Origin of the sequence: Halomonas sp. AOP30-A1-24, assembly GCF_052378165.1 — a bacterium.
Taxonomy (GTDB): domain Bacteria; phylum Pseudomonadota; class Gammaproteobacteria; order Pseudomonadales; family Halomonadaceae; genus Vreelandella; species Vreelandella citrativorans.
In genome coordinates this window covers 1-24,022 of sequence record NZ_JBQSXL010000039.1, presented here as the reverse complement: position 1 = coordinate 24,022, position 24,022 = coordinate 1, and the positions used below count along the sequence as shown (strand labels likewise).

Genomic DNA, 24,022 nt, shown 5'->3' with positions numbered 1-24,022 from the left:
GGCTCATTCCCCCAGCTCATCCCTCCAGGAATAGCACGGTGAGAAACCGACCAGGCGGCGGGCTTTTGCATTGCTGTAAAAGGTTTCAAATTCACCCATTGCCTGCTTGATGGGTACGCCTGGGTAGAAGCGTTCCACTACTTGAGCATTGCTCAACCCTACTGACAGATCATTATTGGCGACGTTAAACACCTCGTAACCCAGGCCGTCTGTTTTCAGGCAGCAGTCGACCATCTGGCCCAGGTCGCGAGCGTCAATGTAAGCAAAAATATTGCGGCGGCGCAGTGCCGGGTTGTCTATATAAGCCGGGAAGTTCTGGCGATATTCGTGAGGCTCGATCACGTTATTAATGCGCAAGGCATAAATGTCGATGCCCGAGCGCTCCTGGAAAGAGCGTGCAGTTACTTCGTTAACCACCTTGCTCATTGCGTAGCTGTCTTGCGGCACTGTGGGGTGCTCTTCATCTACCGGTAGGTAATCAGGTTGCTTCACTCCATCGGCAAAGCAAATGCCGTAAGTGGTCTCGCTGGAAGCAAAAATGACTTTGGGAATATCTAGCCGAGTCGCCGCATCCAACACATGGTAGGTACTTAACGTGTTAATGCGGTAGGTTTCGTTATCCGGCCGGTGGAGAATGGCGGGTATGGCGGCAAAGTGGACGATGGCGTCGTAGCGTGGCATGCCGGTGCTAGGTTCTAGCTCATCGAAATTGGCATAGGCTTGGCACGCATTAAATACCTGACCCGCGTCGGTCAAATCGACCTTTAGCGTAGTGATGCCCGGCACGTCGGAAACTACCCAGTCCAGATTGGTGACGCTGTGGCCCTGGTCGCGCAGGTACGCCGTTACATGACGACCCGCCTTGCCGCTACCACCGGTAAACAAAATGCGCATGTGGATTTCCCGTTTATTGTAAGAGTCCGTTACAAGGACCCACACCTTAGCAAAGAAAACGTTACACCGCCGAGTTGGTTCTATCACCACACTATGCGCGACGAAGCAGGGCAATTGATGAATTGCAATCGGTGGCAAATAGCCATATCACAGCGCAATCATTGTGCTCCATAAATAAGCCTTGTGATCTACACTCAGTTTAAGCTTGGGTATTTGATCGATGCCTGAGCCTGATGCTTGATCCCAACAGCAGTGCATTTGCATAAACGGGAGGTCGTTATGATCCACCATGTTTGGGGGCTCCTTCATCATCCTGACGCAGAGTGGCATAAGATTAGTGGCGAGCATGAGTCTATTAGCCATCTCTATGTCCATCATGTCCTTGTTTTGGCGGTTATTCCTGTAGTCTGTGCGCTGATAGGTACGACCCAGATTGGCTGGACCTATGGCGGTAGCAACACCTATAAAGTCTCTATTACAGATGGCCTGGCGCTAGGCGTTGCGTTTTATGCGCTGATGTTAATGGCCGTTGGTGTGGTTGGCAGTGTGATCCACTGGTTAGCCCGCAAGCTGGAGAATCGCCCTAGCCGCCGCAACTGTATTATTTTCGCGGGGTACATTGGCACACCGATGTTTCTGAGCGGTGTTTTCGCCCTTTATCCGGCTTTCTGGTTTTGCATGCTGGGTTTGGTGATGGGGCTACTTTATAGTGCTTACCTACTCTACAAGGGAACGCCCAGTTTCTTGGGTATTAGCCATAAGCGCGGTTTTATTATATCCACTGCAACGCTATGTATCGGAGTGTTGGTATTAGAAGTGCTGCTTGTGGTGATTGTTCTGCTGTGGAGTATGGGCTCGGAGTACAGTGTGGTGTGGTGGTTTTTTGGATAGAGAGTGTCTGTGGGGCAGTTATGACGGCTTAGCCCCAGGTTTTAGCGTTTACTGCACGGCTTGTAAGAAAATCTACTAAATAGCGCTTCTAAAACGCATGATCCGTTTGCCGTCAATGGGATCATCCAGCACGTGGGCATGCACACCGAACGTCTCTTGTAAGCACTGGGTGGTTAGCACGTCATGTGGTTGGCCGCTGGCGATCAGTCGTCCGCCGTCCATCACGCCAATGCGGTCGCACTCCATGGCCTGGTTAAGGTCGTGCAGGGTGATCACAACGGTAATCGGCAACTGCCTGACCAGCTCAAGAATGGAGAGCTGATGGCGGATATCCAAATGGTTGGTGGGCTCGTCCAGCAGGAGAATTTTGGGTTGCTGGGCCAGTGCCCGGGCAATATGAACGCGCTGGCGCTCACCGCCCGAAAGGGTATGCCAGAGGCGGTCCGCCATGTGTGCCATATCCACGTCATCCAGTGCCTGGCCGACAATCGCATCATCCTCGGCGGACCAGGGGCGAAGCGCCGTGAGAAATGGCGTACGTCCCAGTGCAACCACTTGACGCACATGAATTCTATCGGTGGTTTCCGCCTGTTGTTCAACCATCGCGATAGACTGCGCAATATGGCGTTGGCGCATTTTGGCGATCGGCTGACCGCCCATGTGTACATGGCCCGTTTTGGGTTTGTTTAAACCTGCCAGCAGGCGAAGCAGCGTGGTTTTGCCGGAGCCGTTGGGGCCAATCAAGCCAAAGGTTTGGCCGGGCGCAACGTCCAGGCAAACGTCCTTTAAAAGCGTGCGTCCATGCACGCTCCAGCCCAGCTGTTCAGCGGTTAATTTCATCGGTTCCTCGTGCCGCGAACAAGAATCAACGCAAAAGCTGGCGCGCCGATCAGCGAGGTAATAACCCCAATGGGCAGTACCTGACCGGGCACCAGAATGCGCGAAAGGATATCCGAGCCAATCAAAAACACGGCGCCAGCAAGTGCCGAAGCGGGCACCAGGCGCGTGTGCTGGGTGCCCACGATAAAACGCATGGCATGCGGAATGACCAAACCGACAAAGCCAATAGCGCCCACCATCGACACCATAATGGCTGTCACCAGCGCTACCGCAATAATTAACAGCCCTCGTGTTGGGCGCACGGCGATACCCATGGACGCCGCGCTGTCGGCGCCGAAGGTAAAGGCATCCAGTGCGCGGCGGTGCCAAAGGCAAATCAGCAAGCCGCCCAGGGCGGCAGGTAAAGCGATCACGACATCGCTCCAGCGCACGCCGGAAAGATTACCCAGTAGCCAGAACATGATGCCGCGTGCCTGCTCGGCACTGGCCGACTTGGTAATGATGAAGGCGGTCAGCGCGTTAAACAGTTGAGAGCCTGCAATGCCCGCCAGAATAATGGCCCCGGCGGCTTGGGTGCTGCGCCCACCGCCAGTCCCGCTGCTGGCTGCATGGGCAAGCAGTACCACTAGGCCAAAGGCAAGTACTGCCCCGGCAAACGCCCCGACAGATAAAGTGAAAGCACCCGCACCAAGCCCCGCTACGTTAACGGCTACGGCACCGGTTGAGGCGCCTGCAGAAATACCCATCAAGTACGGGTCCGCCAAGGGGTTGCGTAGCAATGCCTGGAGCACTACCCCGGCCAGCGCCAGCGCGGCGCCACAACACGCAGCCACAATGGCGCGGCTTAAGCGATAGTTCCAGATAATACCGGCATCAATGCGATCAACGGCGTAGTTAGCGCCCAGAAGATGGTTAGCCAATACCTTGAGAATCGTATCCACAGGAATCGAGGTTTCACCAATCGCCGTACCAGCGAGCAGTGCTACCAGCAATACCAGGGGGGCAAGCCAAAACCAGTGCGCCTGAGCGCGCAGTGCTTGGGTACTTTGCATCGCAACCGCTTTCATAGCGTAAACGAGGTAGCAGGTAGGGCGGGGAAGGGCTTCATGGGATGGTGTTCCGGGTGCCGATGGATATAAAACTCGACAGACTGCCGAAGACGTGACGATAAAGCACGAAAAACCTTTGCGATTGATGACTTGCTTAAGCGGGGAGGTGGCTACACCCTGGTGCCATCCTCTATAATGCGCGGTTATTGTAGTCATTTTATCGACGCTTGGCTCTATCGTTATTCTCTTGTCAGTGATGAATAACTTTCACGTGTGTTGCAGTGTCCATGCGTCGCTTAATGTATTAGGTTTACCCGCTTGAAAAGCAGGCGCTTTAAGCGTATTTCTGGCGCTTAATCGCTCAATATCTCCTTGTTAAATCAAGTCAATGTTCCTTCTGCCCATGGTGATGCCTGTGGTTGAGTTTCCCTTTACCGCCGTCGTCGGCCAGGCATCGCTTAAAAAAGCGCTGCTTCTGAACGTGATTAACCCGCGCATTGGCGGGGTGCTGATTAGCGGCCCGCGAGGCAGCGCAAAATCGACTCTCGCCCGCGCGTTGGCCGCACTACTTCCAGAATCAGGTCAGGGCGACACGTCGCCGTTTGTTACGCTGCCGCTGGGCGCCAGCGAAGACCGCCTGACCGGTAGCCTGGACCTGCAAAAGGTATTGAACGAGCGCGAAGCTACCTTTCACGAAGGGCTGTTGGCCAAAGCCCATGGCGGCGTTTTGTACGTCGATGAAGTCAATCTGCTCGCTGACACGCTGGTTGATCTGCTGCTGGATGTCGCTGCCAGTGGGGTCAATATCGTCGAACGCGACGGTATCAGTCACTCCCACGTGGCACGTTTTAGCCTGATTGGCACCATGAACCCGGATGAAGGGGAACTGCGCCCGCAGTTGCTCGACCGCTTTGGCCTCTGTCTGGAACAGCCAGCTTCCATCCGTATCGAAGAGCGCATCGCCATCGTGCAGCAGCGCGATGCTTTTGATCGCGACCCCGAGCGCTTTATCGCCGACTACGCTGATGAGCAGTCAGCCCTGCGTGAACGTATCGAGCAGGCACGCCGCACGCTTGCTGCCGTTACCGCACCTGACTGGGTTTACGCGCACATCGCCAAGCGCTGTGAAGAGGCAGGCGTTGAAGGCCTGCGTGCCGATGTTACCTGGCACCGCGCCGCCCAAGCCCATGCCGCCTGGCGGGGGAGCGATACGATCACCAAGGACGATGTCGATACCGTTGAGCCTTGGGTATTGGCCCATCGGCGTACGCGTGAATCTTCCACACCGCCATCAACGCCGCCTTCTTCTCCACCGCCTTCGTCCACGTCAAATGAAAAACCTTCTGGCGGTCAGTCGTCCGCTAGCGGGCATTCAGGCGAGCAGGGGCAGTGGGGCGCCATGCCGCCCATGGCGCAGGACATGCTGGATAGCCAGCCGGTGAATCTCCCTGCGCTACGCCTGCCTACGCCAACCAACCGGCCTGTGGCTAAGCAGCCGCTATCACTGGGCGGTAGGCGCAAGGGCGATGAAGCGGGCCAAGGGCGAACCAGGGCTGCGCTGACCTCGCGGCCGGATTGGTTTGCTACGCTGATCGCCAATCGCGGCCAATGGCCTTGGCGGCAGTTGCGTTATCAAAAAGCGCGCACCGGGCAGCCGGTGCTGCATTTGGTACTGCTGGATACCTCCGGCTCGACGTTGGGTAAGCGCTTGTTGGGCCAAGCCAAGGGCTGGGTCGATAGCCTGACCCGCCAGGCGTACAGCGTGCGCGAGCAGATGGCCGTATTAGGCTTTGGCAACGATACGGTGACAGCGTTATTCACCCGCCAACGCGCCCCCAAAAGCCTGGAAGCGACGCTGAACAGTGCCGATGGCGGGGGCGGCACGCCACTGCGTAAAGTGGTAGAGGAGGCAGGACGGTTGATTCGCCAGTGGCAGTGCCGTGAGCCTGGCCTGCATATACGCACTTACTTAATCACCGACGGACGCACCCGCGAATCCGTTGCAGACCTGCCAAAACTTGGCGACTGCGTGGTGATGGATACCGAATACTCATTTGTAAAACGTGGCCAGGCCGTGCGCCTTGCCCAGCAGTTGGGCGCCCACTATTGGGCCATGCCCACCCAGGAGTCAGCATGAGCGATAGCAATCACCAAAACCGCATGCAGCGCAAAAAAGAGGTGGTCGACGAGCGCATCAGCCGCGCTATTGATGAGCGCGGGGTGTTAATCCTGCTCAAAGGCAACGGCAAGGGTAAAAGTAGCTCGGCGCTCGGTACATTGGCGCGCTCGCTGGGGCACGGTCAGAAAGGCGCGGTCATTCAGTTCATTAAAGGGCGGCGCGAAACCGGTGAATACCTGTTCTTTCGTGACCACCCAAGGCTTGACTGGCACATCATGGGTCAAGGCTTTACTTGGGAAACCCAGGACCGCGAGCGCGATATAAAGGCCGCCGAAGCCGCCTGGGAAATCGCCAAGGGGCTGCTGGAAGACCCGGCCTACAACATCATCGTGCTGGACGAAATGAGCTATATGTTCAAGTACGGCTACCTGGACCCGGTGCCGGTGGTCGAGGCTTTGCAGCGCCGCCCAGCGCATCAAAACGTGATTATTACCGGGCGCACCATGGCGCAGCCGCTTCAGGACGTAGCAGACACTATCAGCACCGTGCAGGATGAGCGTCACGCGTTTCGCGGCGGCGTTAAAGCCCAGCCGGGGATCGAGTACTGATGAGCACACCTTCCGCCCGCTGCCCCGCGCTGTTTATCTCGGCACCCGCCTCGGGCCAGGGTAAAACCACCGTCACCGCTGGGCTTGCGCGGCTGCTGCGTAATCAGGGCAAGGTGGTGCGGGTATTTAAAACTGGCCCGGACTACCTGGACCCGCAAATACTCGCTCAGGCCTCGGGCCAGCCGGTTGACCAGCTCGATTTATGGATGGCAGGCGAAGCCTACTGCCGCCAGCGCTTTTATGAAGCCGCTGTTGAAGCCGATTTGATTCTGGTGGAAGGCGCCATGGGGATGTTTGACGGCGAGCCTTCCAGTGCCGATTTAGCCGCGCTGTTCGGCATTCCCATGGCCATCGTGATGGATGTTAAAGGCATGGCCCAAACCGCCGCTGCGCTGGTTACAGGGCTGGCTGGCTTTCGTGACGATATTCATTTTGCCGGGCTTATTGCCAATAACTGCGGTTCCCAGCGCCATCGCGAGCTGATTGAAGGCGCGCTGCCTGAAGCCATACCGTTTTTAGCTGCCGTACCACGCGACCCTGAACTGGCACTTCCCGAGCGCCATCTGGGCCTGGTGCAGGCGGAGGAGATTCGCGACGATCTGGAAATTCGCTTTGAAGCCGCCGCGCAGGCGCTGGAAACCGCAGGGCTGCTGGATGCGCTCGCCACGCTTGCGCCGGTCAGCTTTAGTGCTTCTACTGAGGTGCTTCCCGCTGTGCCGCAAGTGCTAACAGGGCAAACGATAGGCGTAGCCCGCGATGCGGCGTTCAGCTTTATTTATCAGGCCAACCTGGACCTGCTGGCGCAGATGGGCGCGCAGGTGCGCTTTTTCTCGCCGCTGAGCGATGCTGAACTGCCCGAGTGCGATGCCCTTTGGCTACCCGGCGGCTACCCGGAGCTTCATGCGCAGGCGCTTGCGGCGAACAGCGCCATGCGCGATGCCATTAAAGGCTTCTTTAGCGCGGGCAAACCCATCCTCGCCGAGTGTGGTGGCATGCTGTATAGCCTGGAAACGTTAACCGACTATGCTGAGAACTCTCACTCTATGCTCGGTTTACTGCCGGGGCACGGTGCCATGCGCGGGCGTCGCGGCTGCCAAGGCATGCAGACTGCCGAGCTGCCCGAAGGGCCGGTTCGCGGCCATGCGCACCATCGCTCAATGGCCGAGCAAACGCCTGAGCCGATTGCTTACGGGCGCCGCCAGCGCCACCCAGCGCCGGGTGAGCCGATCTACCGGGCCGGGCGCCTGACGGCGACCTACTTACATCTGTTTTTCCCGAATAATCCTGCGGCGGTAGCGCGTCTGTTTAGCCACACTTTTGGCAACGATTCAGCGCAGGCCACGGCCGCAAGCTCCCAAATTAAGGAATCCTCGCATGCAGTTAAATAAAATTCCCGCCACGGTTGTGACCGGTTTTCTGGGCAGCGGCAAGACCACCTTGCTGGCCAATATTCTGCGCCAGATTACCGGCAAGCGGATTGCCGTTATCGTCAATGAGTTTGGCGAGCAGGATATCGACTCAAGCCTGCTGCGTAGCTGTGCGCTGGATTGTGACGCAGAAAGTGACGAGGGTGAGCAAATCGCCTCCGGTGAAGACGGCAGCATTTACGAGCTGGCCAATGGCTGCATCTGCTGCACGGTGGAAGAAGAGTTTTTGCCGGTGATGAAACAACTGGTGGCGCGGCGTGATGATATCGACCATATCCTGATCGAAACCAGCGGGCTGGCCTTGCCCAAGCCGCTGGTACAGGCGTTTAACTGGCCGGAAGTGCGTCAGCACTGCACCGTGGATGCGATTATCACGGTGATCGACGGGCCTGCCGTCGCTGCGGGCCGGTTTGCCAACGACGAAGAAAAAGTTGCCGCCCAGCGCCTGGCCGATGACAGCCTTGATCACGACCCCAGCCTGCGTGAACTGCTGGATGACCAGCTAAGCGCGGCGGATTTAGTGCTGGTCAGTAAAACCGACCTGCTGAGCGCCGACGAAAAAGCCCGCGTTGAAGCGCTGGTACAGGCGCGGGTGCCCGCATCGGTCAAAACGCTGTTTATCGACCAAACGCTAGTGACCGACACGGCCCAGCTGGAGGCCCTGATGGGCATTGGCGCGGCCAGTGAAGAGCATATCGACAAGATTACTAACCATCACGACAAGCACCATGCCGAAGGCGCCCACCACGATCACGCCCACGATAACTTTGATTCCTGCGTGATTACGCTGGGCGAAGTCGATGGCGATGAGCTGGCGGCCAAGCTTCAACACCTGCTGAAAACCCAGGAGATCTATCGCGCCAAGGGCTTTGCGGCCATTCCCGGTAAGCCCATGCGCCGAGTCATCCAGGCAGTGGGCGAGCGCTTGGACGGCTATTTTGATCGCCTGTGGGCTCAGGACGAGCCGCGCCAGACCCAGCTGGTGATTATTGGTAAAACGCTGAACAGCGATGAAGTTCATAAGGCGCTTGCCAGCGCTGAGAAGCCGGTAAGCGCCTAATGCATCTTTTCGCCGCCAAACCGGGAGGCTTTGTTGATGATGAAGGCATCATCGACCTACAGCAAAGCCCTGCCGAGGTTGTGATTATGTCCGCCGCTGACAGTAACTTGTCGGCGTTGGCCCAAGCGGTTGATCGCCTGGGCGATGACTACCCCTCGGTGCGGCTGGCGAACTGGATGAACCTGGTGAAACCGGCGGCGTTTGATCTTTACGAAGACCGTGTGCTGGAAAAAGCTCGCTTGGTGGTGGTGTCACTGCTGGGCGGAAAGGGCTACTGGCAGTACGGCTACGAGCGGCTTCTGGCGTGGGCGGCTGCCAAGCCCGAGCGCCAACTGATTCTGGTGCCCGGCTGCGATGCCCCGGACGATGCCCTGCTGGAAGACTCCAGCATTGCCTTTGACGATGCCTACCGCGTATGGCGCTATTTGCGCGAAGGCGGCGTGGATAACGCCGAGCAGCTGCTGCGCTTTATCGGAAGCGAATGCCTAGCGCATGAGTACCTGGCGAATGAGTACTCGTGGCAAGAGCCAAAAGTGATTCCGGCGGCGGTAATTTACGCGCCTCAAGCCAACGGCCAGCAGGCGGTCAGCCTAAGCGAGTGGCACAAACAGCGTATTGCAGAGCGCCCGGTGTGCCTGCTGCTGTTTTATCGCAGCCACCTGCAGGGCGCGAATACGGCTGTGCTCGACGGCATGATCGACGCGCTGAAAGCCGAAGGGCTTGAGCCGTTAGCCGTCGCGGTGGCCTCTTTAAAAGAAGGCCCCTGCATTGCGTTTGCCAACCACCTCATTGAGCAAACCGGCGCCATGCTGGTGGTCAATACCACCAGCTTTTCGGTAAACCGTACCGCCGATGACGCCAATGCAGCCGATGAGCTGGGCAGCAATCTTCATGAGAGCCTTTTTATCGGGCGGCCGGTGGTGCTTCAGGCGATACTCGCCAGCAGTACGGCGGATGACTGGCAGGGCATGGCCGCAGGCCTGCATAGTCGCGATGTCGCCATGCAGGTAGTGCTACCCGAAATGGACGGGCGGATTATCACCCGCGCCGTTGGGTTTAAAGCGGAAGCGCACTATAACGCTCGCGCCCAGCTCTCAGTCACGCACCATACGCTGCACCCGGAGCGTGCCGCCTTTGTGGCCAAGCTGGCCCAACGGTTTTGCGCCCTGCGCCAAACGCCCAATGCCCAAAAGCGCGTCGCGCTGATTATGGCCAACTACCCCAACCGCGATGGGCGTATCGGTAACGGCGTGGGGCTGGATACACCGGCCTCTACGCTGCAAATTTTAAATGCCCTGAAAGGTGCCGGTTATCCGCTAAGCGAATTGCCGGAAAGCGGCGAGGCGCTGATTCGCCTGCTCCAGGGCGCAATCACCAACGATCATGACAGCCTGGATCAGCGCGCCTGCTGGCAAAGTATCAGTGTTGAGGATTATCTGACCTGGTTTCAAACCCTGCCCGCCGCGCTTCAAAAAACGATATGGACCCGCTGGGGCGCGCCACAAGACGACCCCAAATGCCGCCAGGGGCGGCTAATGATTTCAGGCATCCGCTTGGGCGAAACCTTTGTGGGTATTCAGCCGGAGCGCGACTTTATTGATGACCTGACCCAGTCCTACCACGATATGGAGCTGGCGCCGCCGCATAGCTACCTGGCGTTTTACCTCTGGCTGCGCGAGCACTATCAGGTCGAGGCGGTTATTCATGTGGGCAAGCACGGTAATCTTGAGTGGCTGCCGGGTAAAAGCACCGCGCTAAGCGCCGAATGCTGGCCGGATATCGCGCTGGGGCCGATGCCGCATTTCTACCCGTTTATTGTCAACGACCCCGGCGAAGGCGCCCAAGCCAAGCGCAGAAGCCAGGCGGTAATTATCGACCACCTGATGCCGCCGCTGGCGCGCGCTGAACTTTACGGACCCATGGCCGAGCTTGAAGCGCTGACTGATGAGTATTATCAGGCGCTGGATATGGACCCGCGTCGCGAAGCGCTGATTCGCGAGCAGATACTTTTGCATCTGCGGGCAACCGGCATCGATCAAGAGCTTGCCCACGCGGCGAACAGCAGCTGTGACAGCGAAATTCTCAACGAGCTGGACACGTTTCTGTGCGATATCAAGGAAGCTCAGATTCGCCATGGCCTGCATATACTGGGCACGCTACCGCCCGAGGAGAAACGTGCGGCCACGCTGGTAGCACTGTTAAGGCTGCCGCGTGGTGAAGCGGTGGCAAGCCGCGGTTTGCTGCACAATCTGGCCGCTGACCTGGCGCTGGGCGAGGACTTCGACCCGCTAGCGGCGGGCAGCGAGCCTTGGCTTGGCCCTAAACCGGCCGTGCTGGCAGGCAAACTAACCGCTGCCTGGCGAACCGGCGCTGATACCCGCGAGCGGCTGGAGCTGCTCGGCGAAGAGCTGGTGGCCGACTATGTGTTGGCTCAAGGTTGCCTTACAACGCTCTCGCAACATTATCCTGCCACGGCCGAACAGCTTACCTTTGCCCGCGAGCAGCTGTGGGCCGCCATGCAGAAGGGCGTAAAGATGGAGGTTGGCTCGCTGCTGGATGGGCTTGAGGGGATTTTCGTACCCGCTGGGCCGAGCGGTGCGCCGAGCCGGGGGCGGTTGGATACGCTGCCCACCGGGCGCAACTTTTTCAGCGTGGATAACCGCTCGATCCCATCGCCCGCCGCCTGGACGCTGGGCGAAAAGTCCGCCCAGGCATTTGTCGAACGCTACCTGCAGGATCACGGCGACTACCCGCGCCGCTTGGGGCTCTCCATCTGGGGGACCGCGACCATGCGCACCGGCGGCGACGATATCGCCCAGGCCTTTGCGCTGATGGGTGTGCGGCCCAAATGGTCATTGGGTTCTCAGCGGGTGATCGATTTTGAAGTGATTCCTTCGATGCTGCTTAACCGCCCACGGGTGGATGTCACGCTGCGCGTATCCGGATTTTTTCGCGATGCCTTTCCCAATGTGATTCGCCTGTTTGATGCCGCCGTGCAAGCGGTTGCCAACTATGCAGAGCCGGGCGATAGCAACACTATTCGCGCCGCCGTGCTTGAACGCCAGCACGCCCTTGAAGCTCAAGGGTTAAGTGCCGAAATGGCCGCCCAGGAAGCGAGCTACCGTATTTTTGGCAGCAAGCCCGGTGAGTATGGCGCCGGCCTGAACCGGCTGATTGAAAACCGTAGCTGGGGTGATGCCGATGACCTGGCCGAGGCCTACCTGGGCACCGGCGCCTACGCTTACGGGCAGTTTGCGGATTCCGGCACCGCCGCACGCGGCGCCTTTGAGCAGCAGATCAAAGGGCTGGATGCGGTAATGCAGAATCAGGATAACCGCGAGCACGATATTCTCGATTCCAACAGCTACTACGCCTTTCAGGGCGGTATGGCCAACGCTACCCGCGCGCTGAGCGGTCAGGCGCCGGAGATTTATCACGCCGACCACGCCAATCCCGCCGTACCCAAAATTCGTACGCTCAAAGAGGAGCTTGCCCGGGTCATTCGCTCGCGGGTGTTGAACCCCAAGTGGATCAACGCCATGCGCGAACACGGCTATAAGGGCGCGTTTGAGATGGCCGCCACGGTCGACTACCTGTTTGCTTACGACGCCACCACGGACCTGGTGGCGGATTACCAGTACGCTCAGGTGAGCGAAGCGCTGGTGCTGGATGAGGCCAACCAGCAGTTTTTACGTGAGCATAATCCGGCAGCCCTTGAAGAGATGGCCGAGCGGTTGCTGGAAGCCGCCCAGCGCGGCATGTGGCAAGAACCCGGCGAGCACGGCGACGCACTGCAAGACCTGCTGCTGGAAATGGACGAAGCCAGGGAAACCGCCAGTTTATGAGCACTGGCCCGCTGATCAAAGGCTGGTGCCCCGGCGCCTGGCAGCCCATGGAAACCGGCGATGGCTGGTTAGTGCGCGTGCGCCCACCGCTCGGCCAGCTATCCAAAGCGCAGATGCTCGCGCTGTGCGATGCCGCAGAAACCTATGGCAACGGGTTAATTGAGTTAACCAGCCGCGCCAATATTCAGCTGCGCGGCGTTTCGGAAACCACATGGCCGCCGCTAATGGATTTTTTGGTAGTGCACGAATTGGTCAGTGCGGACCCCGCCATCGAGCAGCAACCCCAGTGCCTGCTGGCGCCCAGCTGGCAGGCGGGCGATGACACGCATCAACTTGCCTGCTTGTTACAGGCGCGAGGCAGTGAACTGGCCGCGATGCCCAGCAAAGTTGGTATTGCGATTGATGCGGGTGAATTAGCGGTATTGGGAGATACCGCCGCTGATTTTCGAGTGGAACGCGCAATAGAAGGCGGACTGATAGTGCGCGCTGAAGGCCATGCCTGCGGTACGCTGGTGGGCTCTATTGAGGCGGCCATTGAGCATTTAATACGCCTGACGCACTGGTTTGTGGAAAGCGGCGGGAATGACGCCGGGCGGATGAGGCGGCATAAAGTGCCGCTTCCCGCGTGGTCACCTGCTAAAATGCGCCCCGCAAGCGCTTCTGTCATGGTGAATGCAACGCAGGGCGCGGCGCTGGCGCTTGGCGAGTATCAAGCGGGGATGGTTTACGGGCTGCCGTTTGGGCGCGCAGCCGCTGCTGCGTTGCGGGCAGCGGTTGCCCCTGCGTCGGTGAGCCATGTGCGGGTAACGCCGTGGCGACGTTTATGGGTCAAGGGCGCAAGTGAGCCGGTTGAAGGCTTGATCAGTGATAATCAGGATACGCGCTTATTGATGGATGCCTGCCCCGGCGCGCCTTACTGCGCTCAGGCAAGCGTTGCTACCCAGCCGCTGGCTAAACGGTTAGCGCCCGGCGTTAAAAGACACAGCGTTCATATATCCGGTTGCGCCAAGGGGTGCGCCCGCCGTTCATCGGCCGACGTGTGCCTGGTCGGTCAGGCAGGCCGATTTAATCTTATTGTTAAGGGTGATGCCCAGAGCACGCCCGTTAAGATAGGCCTCACCGAGACTGAGGTCGTCGAATATTTGGAGAGTTTGGGTGCCCTATACGTATGAAACAAGCGGCCCGGCGATTTACCGGGAATCCTTCGCGATTATCCGCAGCGAGGCCGACCTTGCGCGCTTTTCTGCCGAGGAAGAGACCGTTGCCGTGCGCATGATTCACGCCGCCGGGCTTGTCGAGTTGGCCGCGCATATTCACTTTCAAAATGACGCGGTCAATAAAGCGCGTTCAGCGCTCGAACGCGGCGCGCCGATCCTTTGTGATGCGCGGATGGTTTCTGAAGGCATCACCCGCAAGCGGCTGCCGGCCAATAACGAGATTATTTGCACCCTGAACGATGAGCGCACGCCACACCTCGCCCAGGAAATGGCTAACACCCGTTCGGCCGCAGCACTAGAACTATGGCGCCCGCATCTGGAAGGCGCCGTGGTGGCCATTGGCAACGCGCCCACCGCGCTGTTTCATCTTTTAAATATGCTGGAAGACCCAAGCTGCCCGCGCCCGGCGGCAGTAATCGGCTGCCCGGTAGGCTTTGTAGGCGCCGCTGAATCCAAGGAAGCGCTATGGGCGACGCCCGCCATTCCCAGCTGCATCGTTCGTGGCCGCTTGGGCGGAAGCGCGGTGACGGTCGCGGCCATTAACGCCATGGCGGATCGCGTCGAATGACTCAGGCATCCACACAGGGCACGGTTTACGGTGTTGGCCTGGGGCCGGGCAGCCAGGACTTGATGAGCGTGCGCGCCGACCGGCTGATTCGCGGCGCCACGCATGTTGCCTATTTTCGTAAAAAGGGCCGCAAGGGCCATGCGCGTAGCATTGTTGAAGGGCTGTTAGCCCCCGGCATCATTGAGTTGCCGATGGAGTACCCGGTCACCACAGAGATTCCTTTCGACGACCCGCAGTACAACGCGCTGCTCTCGCAGTTCTATTCGCGATGCGTGGCCCAGCTGATCGAGATAGCCAACGCCGGTGACAACGTGGTGGTGCTCTGTGAAGGCGACCCGTTCTTCTACGGCTCGTTTATGCACCTGTATACGCGCCTGCTCAACCAGGTGCCGGTGTCGGTAGTGCCGGGGATTACCGGCATGTCTGCCGCCTGGACGGCGACCGGGCAGCCGATTACCTGGGGCGACGATATTCTGACCGTGCTGATGGGCACGCTACCGGAAGAAACGCTCGCCAAACATATCGCCGATACCGACGCGCTGGTGGTCATGAAGATTGGGCGCAACCTGAACAAGCTGCGCCGGGTGCTTAAACAGGCGGGCCGGGAAGACCAGGCGTGGTTGATTGAGTACGCCGCCATGGAGCAGCAGCGCGTGCTGCCGTTGGTAGACGTTGGCGAGAGCGTGCCTTACTTCTCGATTGTGCTGATACACGGTAACGGGAGGCGCCCATGAGCGGCTGGCTAAAAATTGTCGGCCTGGGCCCAGGTGCGGAGGCGATGATTACCCCCGAAGTGTCCGCCGCGCTTTCGGATGCTACCGACGTTGTCGGCTATGTGCCTTACGTTAACCGCGTAGCACCGAGGGAAGGGCTTACGCGCCACGGCTCGGATAACCGCGAAGAGATTCGTCGTGCCGAGCAGGCTTTGCAACTGGCGTTAGAAGGCCACCGAGTCGTGGTGGTTTCCTCTGGTGACCCTGGCGTATTCGCCATGGCCTCGGCGGTATTCGAAGCGCTGGAAGCGGGCGATGCCGCGTGGCGCGCGCTGGATATTCAGGTGCTGCCGGGTATTTCCGCCATGCTCGCGGCCAGCGCTCGTGCGGGTGCACCGCTGGGCCACGACTTCTGCTGCATCAATTTATCCGACAACTTAAAGCCTTGGGCGCTGATCGAAAAGCGCCTGCGTTTGGCCGTTGAAGCCGATTTTGCGATGGCGTTTTATAACCCGCGCTCAAAATCGCGCCCAGTAGGGTTCGAGCGCACCCTGGAGGTGCTGCGCGAGGCGTGTGAGCCTGAACGGTTGGTCATCTTCGCTCGCGCGGTTTCCACGCCGGAAGAATCAATCCGCGTAACGGCCTTAAAAGATGCCACGCCGGACATGGCCGATATGCGCACGCTGGTGATTGTCGGTTCAAAACAGACGCGGTTAATTGAGCGAGATGGTAAGCCGTTGGTTTATACGCCGCGCTCAGCGCTTTGATCAAGAGCGATCATTAAGCCAGGCAAGTACCTCATCAACGCTATGCACTTCATGGCGAGCAGGCAGCGCCGGGCGGTCGATCATGATAACTGGCACGCCAAGCGAGTGGGCAGCATCAAGTTTGGAAACAGCACCTTTGCCGCCAGCGTTTTTGCACACGATGCGCTCGATACGTTGGGTTTTGAGTAGCGCTAAATCGCCTTCCAGGGTGAACGGGCCTCTATCCACCGTGGTGGTGAAGTGGGCAAGCGGCAGCGGGGCGGTTGGTTGGTCGACCAGGCGCAGCACATAGTGGTGTTGAGGTTGTGCGGCAAACGCGGCCAGGTGCATGCGGCCAATGGCGAGCAGCACGCGCTGGGGCGGGCCTTCGAGGGCGCTAACTGCCTCTTCGACACTTGCCACGTGTTGCCAGTTATCGTGAGTGGTGGGCACCCAGGCGGGGCGGGTCAGAGCAATCGCCGGTACGCCGGTTTGCTGGGCGGCGGCCAACACGTTATGGCTCATCTGTGTGGCAAACGGGTGGGTTGCATCAATAATATGGGTGATGCGCTGTTGGGTAATGAAAGCCGCCAGACCGTCGGCGCCGCCGAAACCGCCCACGCGAGTAGGCAGCGGTTGCGCTTTAGGCATTTTAACGCGGCCTGCATAGCTGAAGATGGCTGGAATGCCGCGCTGGCTAACGGCGCTGGCCAGTGCACTGGCCTCGCTCGTACCCCCAAGAATCAGGACGTTTATCATGGCTGAGGTTAATAAGGCTCCGTGGCTCACACTGTTAGGTTGGGGGGAGAGTGGCACAGCGGGCCTGACAGCGGCAAGCCGCGAGCAGCTTGAACGTACCGAAATAGTGTTCGGCGCCCGCCGCCATTTGCGCCTTCTTCCCCCGCTAAACGCGGATATTCGCGAGTGGCCGGTACCGTTTCTTGATGGCATCCCCGCACTTCTCAACGAGCGTGGCCGCCGGGTAGTCATGCTGGTTTCCGGCGACCCGTTCTGGTTCGGGGCGGGCACTAGCGTGGCGCGCCACCTGGAAGCCAGTGAATGGATCGCCGTGCCATCGCCTTCGACCTTTAGCTTGGCGGCGGCCCGACTGGGCTGGCCGCTGGAGCGCTGCACCTGCCTGGGCCTTCACGCCAAACCGCTTACCCGCATTCGACCCTACCTGCAAAGCGGCAGGCGCTTGCTGGTGCTGTTACGCGATGGTGCCGCTGTAGCTGAATTGGCCGCGCTGGTGAAAACATTCGGCTTTGGGGATTCCAGGCTCAACGTGCTGGAAACTCTGGGCGGTGAAGATGAGCGCATCCGCACGCTGCGCGTGGATGACACGCTACCCGACGATATCGCCCATCCGGTGGCGGTCGGCATCGAAGTCGCGGGCAACGGCCCCGCAATTCCCTTAACGCCTGGCCTGGCTGATAGCTTTTTTGAGCACGATGGGCAGATCACCAAGCAAGCCGTGCGTAGCTTAACGCTTTGCGCACTTGCCCCCCAGCCCGGCGACCGGCTGTGGGATATCGGCACTGGCTCTGGCTCTATCGCCATTGAGTGGCTGCTGGCCCACCCGGATAATCAGGCCATCGGCTTCGAGCAGCATCCGGAGCGCGCCGCGCGGGCGCGGCGTAATGCAGAAAACCTCGGCGTTGATTGGCTGGAAGTAAACGAAGGCCGCGCACCGGAGGTGCTTGAGAATGCGCCGCTGCCTGATGCGGTGTTTATCGGCGGCGGGCTTTCTCAGGAACTGTTGGACGCTTTATGGCAGGTGTTGCCTAGCGGCACACGCGTAGTGGCCAACGCGGTCACGCTGGAATCCGAAGCCTTGCTGGCGCACTGGCAACAACAGGCGGGCGGCGAACTGCTGCGCCTGGAACTAGCCCACGCCGCGCCCATGGGCACCCGCCGGGGCTGGAAATCCAGCTACCCGATTGTGCAGTGGCGTGGCGTTCGATGACCAAGCAAACAGTGGCTAAGCAGGCACTAAAAGTCGCAGGGTTCGGCTTTCGCCAGCAGGCAACGCTTGAGTCACTGGAACAGGCGCTGGATCAATTGATTGCCCAGTACGGCCCTATCGACCAGTTGGCGGCAGCACACAGTATGCTGCCACTGGTTGAAGCGCTGGGCAGCGCCCGCAACATTTCGGTAATAAGCGTAGCGGATGCCGAGTTGGCAAGCGTTGCCACGCTGACTCATTCCGCCTACAGCCTGCGCGAAAAAGGCACCGGCAGCGTGGCCGAAGCCGTAGCGCTGCTGACCGCAGGCAGCGGGGCGCGGCTTTTAGGCCCGCGCACGGTTTCAAACGATAGACAGGCCACGGCCGCGGTGGCCACCACAGCGGCGCAAGGAGTTGGATTATGACGGTTCATTTTATTGGCGCAGGCCCCGGCGCGCCGGATCTTTTGACGCTGCGCGGGCGCGACCTGATCGCCGCCTGCCCGGTGTGCCTGTATGCAGGGTCGCTCGTTCCCGAAGAAATTCTCGAGCACTGCCCTAACGGCGCGCGCATCATCAACACCGCGCCGCTGTCACTCGATGATATCATGCAGGAAATTCAAACCGCCCACGCCGCAGGCCAGGATATCGCCCGGCTGCACTCCGGCGATTTATCAGTGTGGTCCGCCATGGGCGAACAGCTGCGCCGCCTGCGCGAGCTTGATATTCCCTACAGCGTTACCCCCGGCGTGCCTTCCTTTGCGGCGGCGGCGGCAACGCTCGGCCAGGAACTAACGCTACCCGGTGTAGCGCAATCCGTGGTGCTGACCCGCACGCCGGGCCGGGCAAGCGCCATGCCGGAAGGTGAGACGCTTGCCAACTTCGCCCGCACCGGGACCACACTCGCTATTCATCTCTCCGTTCACAACCTTGCCCAAGTGGTGGAAAGCCTGACGCCCCATTACGGCGAAGAGTGCCCGGTAGCGATTGTATGGCGGGCCAGCTGGCCGGATGAGCACGTGGTGCGCGGGCGCTTATCCACGGTGGAATCGCTGATCGACCACACCCTCCAGCGCACGGCGCTGATTCTGGTAGGGCCGGCACTCGAATCCGAAGACTTTCAGGAAAGCAGCCTGTACGCGGTAGGTTACGACCGCCGCTTTCGCCCCCAGTCCGCCGATTCGCCGTTTGCCAGCAGCGATGAAGAGGGCAGCGCATGATCACGCTCTCGCTGATCGGCATTGGCACCGGCAACGTCGACCACGTAACGCTCGCGGCAGTGCGCGCCTTGAACGAGGCCGACGTGATTCTGCTACCCCGCAAGGGCGAGGCGAAATCGGACCTAATCGACCTGCGCCGAGTACTCTGCGGCGAGCTGCTTGATGAAGCGGCCAATACCCGCATCGTTGAGTTCGATTTACCCACCCGCGACGGCGAACGCCAGTACCTAAGCGCAGTAGACGAATGGCATAACGCCATTGCCAGCATGTGGGCAGGGCTAATGGATAAGCACCTGCCAAATGGCGGGCGCGTCGGCATGCTGGTATGGGGCGACCCCTCGCTTTATGACAGCAGCCTGCGCATCGCCAAGCGCCTGACGGATAGCGGACGCGCCGTTGAGGTTAACGTCGTACCCGGCATCACCAGCCTACAAGTGCTCACCGCTGAGCATAAAATCCCCCTCAACGCGCTCGCCGAACCCATCCAGATCACCACCGGCCGCCGCCTGCGCGAACGCGGCTGGCCTAATGATGCCGCCACGGTAGCCGTGATGCTCGATAGCGGCGGGGCGTTTACTACGCTGCCGAAAACTGACACTTACATCTGGTGGGGCGCCTACCTGGGCATGGATAAACAGTGCTTGATCAAAGGCCCGCTAAGCGAGGTAAGCGACGAGGTTGTTGAGCGTCGCGCTGCACTGCGTGAAATGTATGGCTGGATTATGGATATCTATCTACTCGCCAAACAGCCACTGCTGTAACGCCGGTATTAAGTTGGAATGTTTTTCCATAAAATGGCTCTATACACTCAACACGTGATTATCAGGAGAGCGATATGAGCTTTTACGTTTATTTATCTGGCGAGATCCACACCGACTGGCGCGAAGAAATCCAACGTGGCGCTGAAGCCGCAGGCCTGGATATCGTCTTCACCGCGCCCGTCACCGACCACGACGCCAGTGACGCCGCAGGCGACCACTTGGGCGAGCAGAGCAACCAGTTCTGGCGCGACCACCAATCCTCCAAGGTCAACGCCATCCGCACCCGCACGCTGATCGAGCAAAGTGATTTAGTCGTCGTGCGCTTCGGCGACAAGTACAAGCAGTGGAGCGCCGCGTTTGATGCGGGTTACTGCTCCGCACTCGCCAAGCCCTACATCACTCTGCACACCGAGGATATCGTTCACCCGCTGAAAGAAGTGGATGCTGGCGCGCAGGCTTGGTGTACTACTACCGAGCAGGTCGTGGAAACCCTCAAGTACGTGCTGAAAGATTAACGCATGCCACTCCCCTGCAGGCCAAGCCTGGCCTGCAGCCCTCTTTCTTGGGGCTGCTAAAGGCTGGTTTTGTGGGAGCCCGCTTCAGCGCGCGAAAGCCCCGTCCCAAGAATCATCACAAGTAGCGTGGCGTAACGTTTGGCGAGGCACGAGCCAATAAGGCACCCGCGAAGGGCAGCGCTAGCTGCCCCGATGTCATCTCTAATGCAGCCCTTTTATCTCAAAAAACTGACATCAGCTTTTCCTCACCGCGCCCATTCTTCCCAGTGACCTCGCTGCACTACGACCTATTGCTGACCGCTGTCATGAAATTACCACGTGACCGAAGGTAAATTTGTCAATAGAGTATGATGGAATCGAGCAAAACGAGCGGGCACGCGAATAATGAATATACTTCCTGAGAGTTTTGAGAAACTATATGAAGCAGTGAGTTATGGCTTTTGTGTAGGCTGTATAACATCAAGGAATGTGCTGGCGCGTTTATTGATGTTACATGGCTGGGCGTATAATCACTGTTAGATTTTTAGAATTACTTTAGGAGTTAGAGTTATGTCGGATATCGTAAAAATAAATATTGATTTGAATAGCGGTGCAGTAAATATCGAGGCAGCCAGTGAATCGCTCAACATGATATTTGATAGGCTTGAGAGCTTTTTGCCATCATTAATCGACGCTAAATCCCAGTTCTCAAATTGCGAGGGCGAAGGTGAAGAAACCGGAGAAGGGGACGAAGAAAATGTTAACGAAGAAGCCGTCGAAGCAGTAGAGCCCAAAGGAAAAACTCTTGCCAAGCCAAAGAGAACTTCTTCCGCAAAACCGGAAACCTTTAAGACCGTAGAACTTGGGCTGAATGCCGATGAGAGGCAAGCCTTTAAAGATTTCTATGCAGAGAAGAGCCCGTCGGGGCAGTCAGATCATGTCTTGACCGTAATTTATTGGCTAATCAAAAATACCAACAGAGAATCTTTGAGCAAAGATGAAGTGTTCACGGGGCTTCGTACCGTGAATGAAAAGGCTCCAAAAAGGCTAACTTCCGTACTTTCTAATCTGGCTATATCCTCATATATTGTTAAGAGTGGCTCGAATTCAAGCCTTCACCATATAGGCGAGGATTATGTTGAACGAGATCTCCCTAAGAAAAAGGCAAAGTAAGTAAATGAATCAAGATTTAGATGATTTCGTTCTTCAGATTGAAAATTTCGAAGAGCTAAAAAAAACGGAATTAATTGACTTTTTTGTTTACTTCATTACCGTAATCAAAGAAGAGGATTCTGCGAACTCTCGCCAGCTGAAAGAGTGCTTTGATATTTTAAGGATTGAACCGTATTCCAATATACCTTCATATCTTTCTGCGAAAAGTAAGCGAGGGAAAGGAAAGAAGTTCATAAAAAAGAAAGATGGATATATTCTTGAGCGCTCTGCCGAACTGGATCTTCAAAAAAAATTAAGTACAGGGCCGTCGAAGAGAGAAACCTCTTATCTTCTAAGAAATATGCTCTCAGATATAACGGACTCGCATCAAAAGTCTTTCCTTCAGGAAGCCATCGATTGCTATGAAATAGGGGCCAAACGAGCAAGTATAGTTTTAGCTTGGATTTTGACTGTAAACCATTTATATAAATACATATACAAGCATAAAAAAAATGAATTCGACGCCGCTCTATCAGCGAACACAGACAAAAGAGTAAAAATATGGTTCTTCGTCACTTCATGTGGATTTGGCCTGATCGAACACGCGGCCCACCGGGCTGCCAATCAGGTAGATCATGGCGATGAAGTTAGCCTCGTTCCGATAGCCACGTGCGCGTGACCGAGCCGCCTGAAACAAGCCGTTCATCCCTTCCAGCCTTGCATTCGTCAGGCCCGAGTGCCAACGTCTGACCACCGCGTCGGCGTGCCGCTCAAGCGTTGCCAGGGCCTTCCCCATCGCCTTCAGTAGCGGTTTTTTAGACACCGCCGCCTGCATGACCTTCAGGTAATTTGTGATGCGCCATCGAGCCGCTCTGGGCGTCGGGGCCTTCTGGATCCAGCGTAGCTTTTCCTTGATTATCCAGGCATCGGCAGTGGCGCTCTGATCGGCTACCAACTCCTGGAGCGCCGCCAGCTGTTTGGGTGTCAGGTTCTCGTTTTCCAGGTTCTTCAGTAGTGCCCAGCGCAGCGACTTGGGGTGTTCCTGCTCGCGGCGCTCTTTCTTGCGTACCTCCTCCAGTCGCTTGGTGAAGGTCTGCACGATATGGAACCAGTCGACCGTGACCTCGGCCTTGGGAAGGTACTCGGTCACCCCGCTGAGGAAGGCTGGCGACATGTCGCAGACGACCTCGACCACATTGGTCGTATCGCCGCCATGGGTCGCCAGGAAGGCGCTGAAAGCCTTGATGGCGTCCTTGCCGCAGCCTGGGACGGCGAAGACCACTGGTTCCTGCTTGCGCTGCATGTCGAGGAACACCGTGACGTAGCGATGACCGCGCCGGGACGCGGTTTCGTCCACACCGACAGTCGCCACATTGGACAAATCCAGCTCCCTCAACATGCGGCCCACATAGTAATGCACAATGCGCCATAGTCGCTTGTCGGGAATCTCCAACTGCCGTGAGACGGCCAGCACCGGCATCTCCTTGACCAGCGACATGGCCGCTTGCTCGAACAGCAGGGTGAAGTCGCTGCCCGACCGTGCCCAGGGCACCTCAATACGTTTGACACCATGCTCAGGACACTTCGTGCGAGGCACGCGAGCATGCAGGTAGCAGTGGTGCTGGAAGAAGTTCAGATGCCGCCAGGTTTTGTCGGCAAAGTCGTGAGCTTGGCAGGCCTTACCGCACTCCGGACAGGGATACAGACTGCCTCGCTCCGCCTCGACATAGAGATCCAGACGGTGGGGCGACACGGAGGTATCCAGGTGCTGGTCCTTGAGGACCCAGGGCGCTTCCAGGCCCAGGCCGAGAGTTAGAATCTGGGTGCCGTCCATGCCATACCTACCGCTGTTGTGGAGCCCCTATTCTGGCCCAGCTCAGGAGACAAATTCCACACCCAACGTCGAAGAGCCAAAAATATCAAAGCTCACTTCCGTTGATGACTTTACTGAAATTCCAGAGGGTAAGTTCATTGAGTTCTGCCGCTCAGCAAAGATCATCACCAATGACGTTAGAAAAATTCTTGATGAAAAACTCGGAACACGTAACTCAAGCGCTCACCCATCAGGAATATCAATATCTGAACTTAAAGCAACTGAGTTCATACAGGACCTGGTAGAGAATGTAGTCCTAAAGTACAAAATCTAACAAAGTGCTGTTGTCGGAAAAGTTTTCCGCAAAGCGCGCCGTTCAATGATGGAGATAATATGAAGGACCTTTTCCCCGGCCACTTTAAAGAAAGTGAAAAGAATTTAAAGCAGGTGTGGGATTCCTGCATTTTTGTATTTGATGCAAATATATTATTGAATTTTTATAGGTATTCTGATTCTGCTAGACGCGAGTTTCTTCAGCTTCTTCAAAAAATACAAGAGCGTGTATGGCTGCCTCATAGAGCTGCCGAGGAATATTTAAATAATCGACTATCGGTAATTGATCAACAAGAACGCTCATATGACGAAACGGCTAAAGCTATAT

The 24,022-nt window shown here is 57.8% G+C and carries 24 protein-coding genes; 19 read left to right on the top strand and 5 right to left on the bottom strand.

What is annotated here, in order from left to right; all coding sequences use genetic code 11:
* Positions 1–3 precede the first annotated feature (3 nt).
* Positions 4–894, bottom strand: coding sequence for an NAD-dependent epimerase/dehydratase family protein (locus ACT3TJ_RS16475; protein ID WP_444622639.1), 891 nt, complete (start codon positions 892–894; stop codon positions 4–6).
* A gap of 279 nt (positions 895–1,173) precedes the next feature.
* Here ACT3TJ_RS16475 and ACT3TJ_RS16470 point away from each other — a divergent pair, with 279 nt between their 5' ends.
* Positions 1,174–1,785 carry a Yip1 family protein gene (locus ACT3TJ_RS16470; RefSeq protein WP_444622640.1) on the top strand — a complete coding sequence of 204 codons (612 nt, stop codon included), beginning with the start codon at positions 1,174–1,176 and terminating at the stop codon, positions 1,783–1,785.
* A gap of 75 nt (positions 1,786–1,860) precedes the next feature.
* Here the strand turns inward: ACT3TJ_RS16470 and ACT3TJ_RS16465 are convergent, their stop codons facing one another.
* Both ACT3TJ_RS16465 and ACT3TJ_RS16460 read right to left on the bottom strand, forming a co-directional pair.
* A complete protein-coding gene (locus ACT3TJ_RS16465; protein WP_444622641.1) occupies positions 1,861–2,625 on the bottom strand; it encodes an ABC transporter ATP-binding protein in 765 nt (254 codons plus the stop codon).
* Positions 2,622–3,677 (bottom strand): FecCD family ABC transporter permease, encoded by a 1,056-nt coding sequence (locus ACT3TJ_RS16460; RefSeq protein WP_444622642.1) that lies wholly within the window; start codon positions 3,675–3,677, stop codon positions 2,622–2,624. Before ACT3TJ_RS16460 ends, ACT3TJ_RS16465 begins: the two co-directional genes overlap by 4 nt.
* 400 nt (positions 3,678–4,077) lie before the next feature.
* Between ACT3TJ_RS16460 and ACT3TJ_RS16455 the strand changes: the two genes are divergently transcribed.
* From ACT3TJ_RS16455 to cobJ, 9 genes are read left to right on the top strand one after another with little or no spacing between them, the layout of a single operon-like run.
* A complete protein-coding gene (locus ACT3TJ_RS16455; RefSeq protein ID WP_444622643.1) occupies positions 4,078–5,811 on the top strand; it encodes an AAA family ATPase in 1,734 nt (577 codons plus the stop codon).
* Entirely contained in the window at positions 5,808–6,401 is a 594-nt protein-coding gene (gene cobO / locus ACT3TJ_RS16450; RefSeq protein ID WP_444622644.1) for a cob(I)yrinic acid a,c-diamide adenosyltransferase, read from the top strand. The genes ACT3TJ_RS16455 and cobO overlap by 4 nt, the downstream gene beginning before the upstream one ends.
* Positions 6,401–7,789 carry a cobyrinate a,c-diamide synthase gene (locus ACT3TJ_RS16445; protein ID WP_444622645.1) on the top strand — a complete coding sequence of 463 codons (1,389 nt, stop codon included), beginning with the start codon at positions 6,401–6,403 and terminating at the stop codon, positions 7,787–7,789. Before cobO ends, ACT3TJ_RS16445 begins: the two co-directional genes overlap by 1 nt.
* Positions 7,776–8,888 carry a cobalamin biosynthesis protein CobW gene (gene cobW, locus ACT3TJ_RS16440; protein ID WP_444622646.1) on the top strand — a complete coding sequence of 371 codons (1,113 nt, stop codon included), beginning with the start codon at positions 7,776–7,778 and terminating at the stop codon, positions 8,886–8,888. Before ACT3TJ_RS16445 ends, cobW begins: the two co-directional genes overlap by 14 nt.
* A complete protein-coding gene (gene cobN, locus ACT3TJ_RS16435; protein WP_444622647.1) occupies positions 8,888–12,733 on the top strand; it encodes a cobaltochelatase subunit CobN in 3,846 nt (1,281 codons plus the stop codon). Before cobW ends, cobN begins: the two co-directional genes overlap by 1 nt.
* Positions 12,730–13,905 carry a cobalamin biosynthesis protein CobG gene (locus ACT3TJ_RS16430; protein WP_444622648.1) on the top strand — a complete coding sequence of 392 codons (1,176 nt, stop codon included), beginning with the start codon at positions 12,730–12,732 and terminating at the stop codon, positions 13,903–13,905. The genes cobN and ACT3TJ_RS16430 overlap by 4 nt, the downstream gene beginning before the upstream one ends.
* A complete protein-coding gene (locus ACT3TJ_RS16425; RefSeq protein WP_172118253.1) occupies positions 13,889–14,518 on the top strand; it encodes a precorrin-8X methylmutase in 630 nt (209 codons plus the stop codon). The genes ACT3TJ_RS16430 and ACT3TJ_RS16425 overlap by 17 nt, the downstream gene beginning before the upstream one ends.
* Positions 14,515–15,252 carry a precorrin-2 C(20)-methyltransferase gene (locus tag ACT3TJ_RS16420; RefSeq protein ID WP_193053338.1) on the top strand — a complete coding sequence of 246 codons (738 nt, stop codon included), beginning with the start codon at positions 14,515–14,517 and terminating at the stop codon, positions 15,250–15,252. Before ACT3TJ_RS16425 ends, ACT3TJ_RS16420 begins: the two co-directional genes overlap by 4 nt.
* On the top strand, positions 15,249–15,998 hold the full coding sequence (cobJ, locus tag ACT3TJ_RS16415) for a precorrin-3B C(17)-methyltransferase (RefSeq protein WP_444666031.1): 750 nt from the start codon (positions 15,249–15,251) through the stop codon (positions 15,996–15,998). Before ACT3TJ_RS16420 ends, cobJ begins: the two co-directional genes overlap by 4 nt.
* Here the strand turns inward: cobJ and ACT3TJ_RS16410 are convergent, their stop codons facing one another.
* A complete protein-coding gene (locus tag ACT3TJ_RS16410; RefSeq protein WP_193053336.1) occupies positions 15,999–16,736 on the bottom strand; it encodes a cobalt-precorrin-6A reductase in 738 nt (245 codons plus the stop codon).
* Here ACT3TJ_RS16410 and cbiE point away from each other — a divergent pair.
* The 7 genes from cbiE (at position 16,735) to ACT3TJ_RS16375 (ending at position 22,227) form a co-directional block, all read left to right on the top strand.
* Positions 16,735–17,943, top strand: coding sequence for a precorrin-6y C5,15-methyltransferase (decarboxylating) subunit CbiE (gene cbiE / locus ACT3TJ_RS16405; RefSeq protein WP_193053335.1), 1,209 nt, complete (start codon positions 16,735–16,737; stop codon positions 17,941–17,943). The genes ACT3TJ_RS16410 and cbiE overlap by 2 nt on opposite strands.
* Positions 17,940–18,347 (top strand): cobalamin biosynthesis protein, encoded by a 408-nt coding sequence (locus ACT3TJ_RS16400; RefSeq protein WP_193053334.1) that lies wholly within the window; start codon positions 17,940–17,942, stop codon positions 18,345–18,347. Before cbiE ends, ACT3TJ_RS16400 begins: the two co-directional genes overlap by 4 nt.
* Positions 18,344–19,141 carry a precorrin-4 C(11)-methyltransferase gene (gene cobM / locus ACT3TJ_RS16395; RefSeq protein ID WP_193053333.1) on the top strand — a complete coding sequence of 266 codons (798 nt, stop codon included), beginning with the start codon at positions 18,344–18,346 and terminating at the stop codon, positions 19,139–19,141. Before ACT3TJ_RS16400 ends, cobM begins: the two co-directional genes overlap by 4 nt.
* Positions 19,138–19,902 carry a precorrin-6A synthase (deacetylating) gene (cobF, locus tag ACT3TJ_RS16390; protein ID WP_193053332.1) on the top strand — a complete coding sequence of 255 codons (765 nt, stop codon included), beginning with the start codon at positions 19,138–19,140 and terminating at the stop codon, positions 19,900–19,902. The genes cobM and cobF overlap by 4 nt, the downstream gene beginning before the upstream one ends.
* 74 nt (positions 19,903–19,976) lie before the next feature.
* Complete coding sequence (locus ACT3TJ_RS16385) at positions 19,977–20,417, top strand: YtoQ family protein (protein ID WP_193053331.1); 441 nt, start codon at positions 19,977–19,979, stop codon at positions 20,415–20,417.
* A gap of 549 nt (positions 20,418–20,966) precedes the next feature.
* Complete coding sequence (locus tag ACT3TJ_RS16380) at positions 20,967–21,569, top strand: hypothetical protein (RefSeq protein WP_193057177.1); 603 nt, start codon at positions 20,967–20,969, stop codon at positions 21,567–21,569.
* Positions 21,570–21,573: 4 nt separating this feature from the next.
* Positions 21,574–22,227 carry a hypothetical protein gene (locus ACT3TJ_RS16375; protein WP_444666029.1) on the top strand — a complete coding sequence of 218 codons (654 nt, stop codon included), beginning with the start codon at positions 21,574–21,576 and terminating at the stop codon, positions 22,225–22,227.
* Here ACT3TJ_RS16375 and ACT3TJ_RS16370 read toward each other — a convergent pair.
* A complete protein-coding gene (locus tag ACT3TJ_RS16370) occupies positions 22,126–23,382 on the bottom strand; it encodes an ISL3 family transposase (protein WP_172119103.1) in 1,257 nt (418 codons plus the stop codon). The genes ACT3TJ_RS16375 and ACT3TJ_RS16370 overlap by 102 nt on opposite strands.
* Here ACT3TJ_RS16370 and ACT3TJ_RS16365 point away from each other — a divergent pair.
* Complete coding sequence (locus ACT3TJ_RS16365; protein ID WP_444666027.1) at positions 23,381–23,695, top strand: hypothetical protein; 315 nt, start codon at positions 23,381–23,383, stop codon at positions 23,693–23,695. The genes ACT3TJ_RS16370 and ACT3TJ_RS16365 overlap by 2 nt on opposite strands.
* 59 nt (positions 23,696–23,754) lie before the next feature.
* Positions 23,755–24,022: PIN-like domain-containing protein (locus tag ACT3TJ_RS16360; RefSeq protein WP_193057453.1), on the top strand; the 268-nt coding region annotated here is incomplete at its 3' end.

Coding starts and splice junctions, on each gene's coding strand:
- ACT3TJ_RS16475 (WP_444622639.1), bottom strand. CDS start 894: ATGCGCATTTTGTTTACCGGTGGTAGCGGCAAGGCGGGTCGTCATGTA.
- ACT3TJ_RS16470 (WP_444622640.1), top strand. CDS start 1,174: ATGATCCACCATGTTTGGGGGCTCCTTCATCATCCTGACGCAGAGTGG.
- ACT3TJ_RS16465 (WP_444622641.1), bottom strand. CDS start 2,625: ATGAAATTAACCGCTGAACAGCTGGGCTGGAGCGTGCATGGACGCACG.
- ACT3TJ_RS16460 (WP_444622642.1), bottom strand. CDS start 3,677: ATGCAAAGTACCCAAGCACTGCGCGCTCAGGCGCACTGGTTTTGGCTT.
- ACT3TJ_RS16455 (WP_444622643.1), top strand. CDS start 4,078: ATGGTGATGCCTGTGGTTGAGTTTCCCTTTACCGCCGTCGTCGGCCAG.
- cobO (WP_444622644.1), top strand. CDS start 5,808: ATGAGCGATAGCAATCACCAAAACCGCATGCAGCGCAAAAAAGAGGTG.
- ACT3TJ_RS16445 (WP_444622645.1), top strand. CDS start 6,401: ATGAGCACACCTTCCGCCCGCTGCCCCGCGCTGTTTATCTCGGCACCC.
- cobW (WP_444622646.1), top strand. CDS start 7,776: ATGCAGTTAAATAAAATTCCCGCCACGGTTGTGACCGGTTTTCTGGGC.
- cobN (WP_444622647.1), top strand. CDS start 8,888: ATGCATCTTTTCGCCGCCAAACCGGGAGGCTTTGTTGATGATGAAGGC.
- ACT3TJ_RS16430 (WP_444622648.1), top strand. CDS start 12,730: ATGAGCACTGGCCCGCTGATCAAAGGCTGGTGCCCCGGCGCCTGGCAG.
- ACT3TJ_RS16420 (WP_193053338.1), top strand. CDS start 14,515: ATGACTCAGGCATCCACACAGGGCACGGTTTACGGTGTTGGCCTGGGG.
- cobJ (WP_444666031.1), top strand. CDS start 15,249: ATGAGCGGCTGGCTAAAAATTGTCGGCCTGGGCCCAGGTGCGGAGGCG.
- cbiE (WP_193053335.1), top strand. CDS start 16,735: ATGGCTGAGGTTAATAAGGCTCCGTGGCTCACACTGTTAGGTTGGGGG.
- ACT3TJ_RS16410 (WP_193053336.1), bottom strand. CDS start 16,736: ATGATAAACGTCCTGATTCTTGGGGGTACGAGCGAGGCCAGTGCACTG.
- ACT3TJ_RS16400 (WP_193053334.1), top strand. CDS start 17,940: ATGACCAAGCAAACAGTGGCTAAGCAGGCACTAAAAGTCGCAGGGTTC.
- cobM (WP_193053333.1), top strand. CDS start 18,344: ATGACGGTTCATTTTATTGGCGCAGGCCCCGGCGCGCCGGATCTTTTG.
- cobF (WP_193053332.1), top strand. CDS start 19,138: ATGATCACGCTCTCGCTGATCGGCATTGGCACCGGCAACGTCGACCAC.
- ACT3TJ_RS16385 (WP_193053331.1), top strand. CDS start 19,977: ATGAGCTTTTACGTTTATTTATCTGGCGAGATCCACACCGACTGGCGC.
- ACT3TJ_RS16380 (WP_193057177.1), top strand. CDS start 20,967: ATGTCGGATATCGTAAAAATAAATATTGATTTGAATAGCGGTGCAGTA.
- ACT3TJ_RS16375 (WP_444666029.1), top strand. CDS start 21,574: ATGAATCAAGATTTAGATGATTTCGTTCTTCAGATTGAAAATTTCGAA.
- ACT3TJ_RS16365 (WP_444666027.1), top strand. CDS start 23,381: ATGCCATACCTACCGCTGTTGTGGAGCCCCTATTCTGGCCCAGCTCAG.
- ACT3TJ_RS16370 (WP_172119103.1), bottom strand. CDS start 23,382: ATGGACGGCACCCAGATTCTAACTCTCGGCCTGGGCCTGGAAGCGCCC.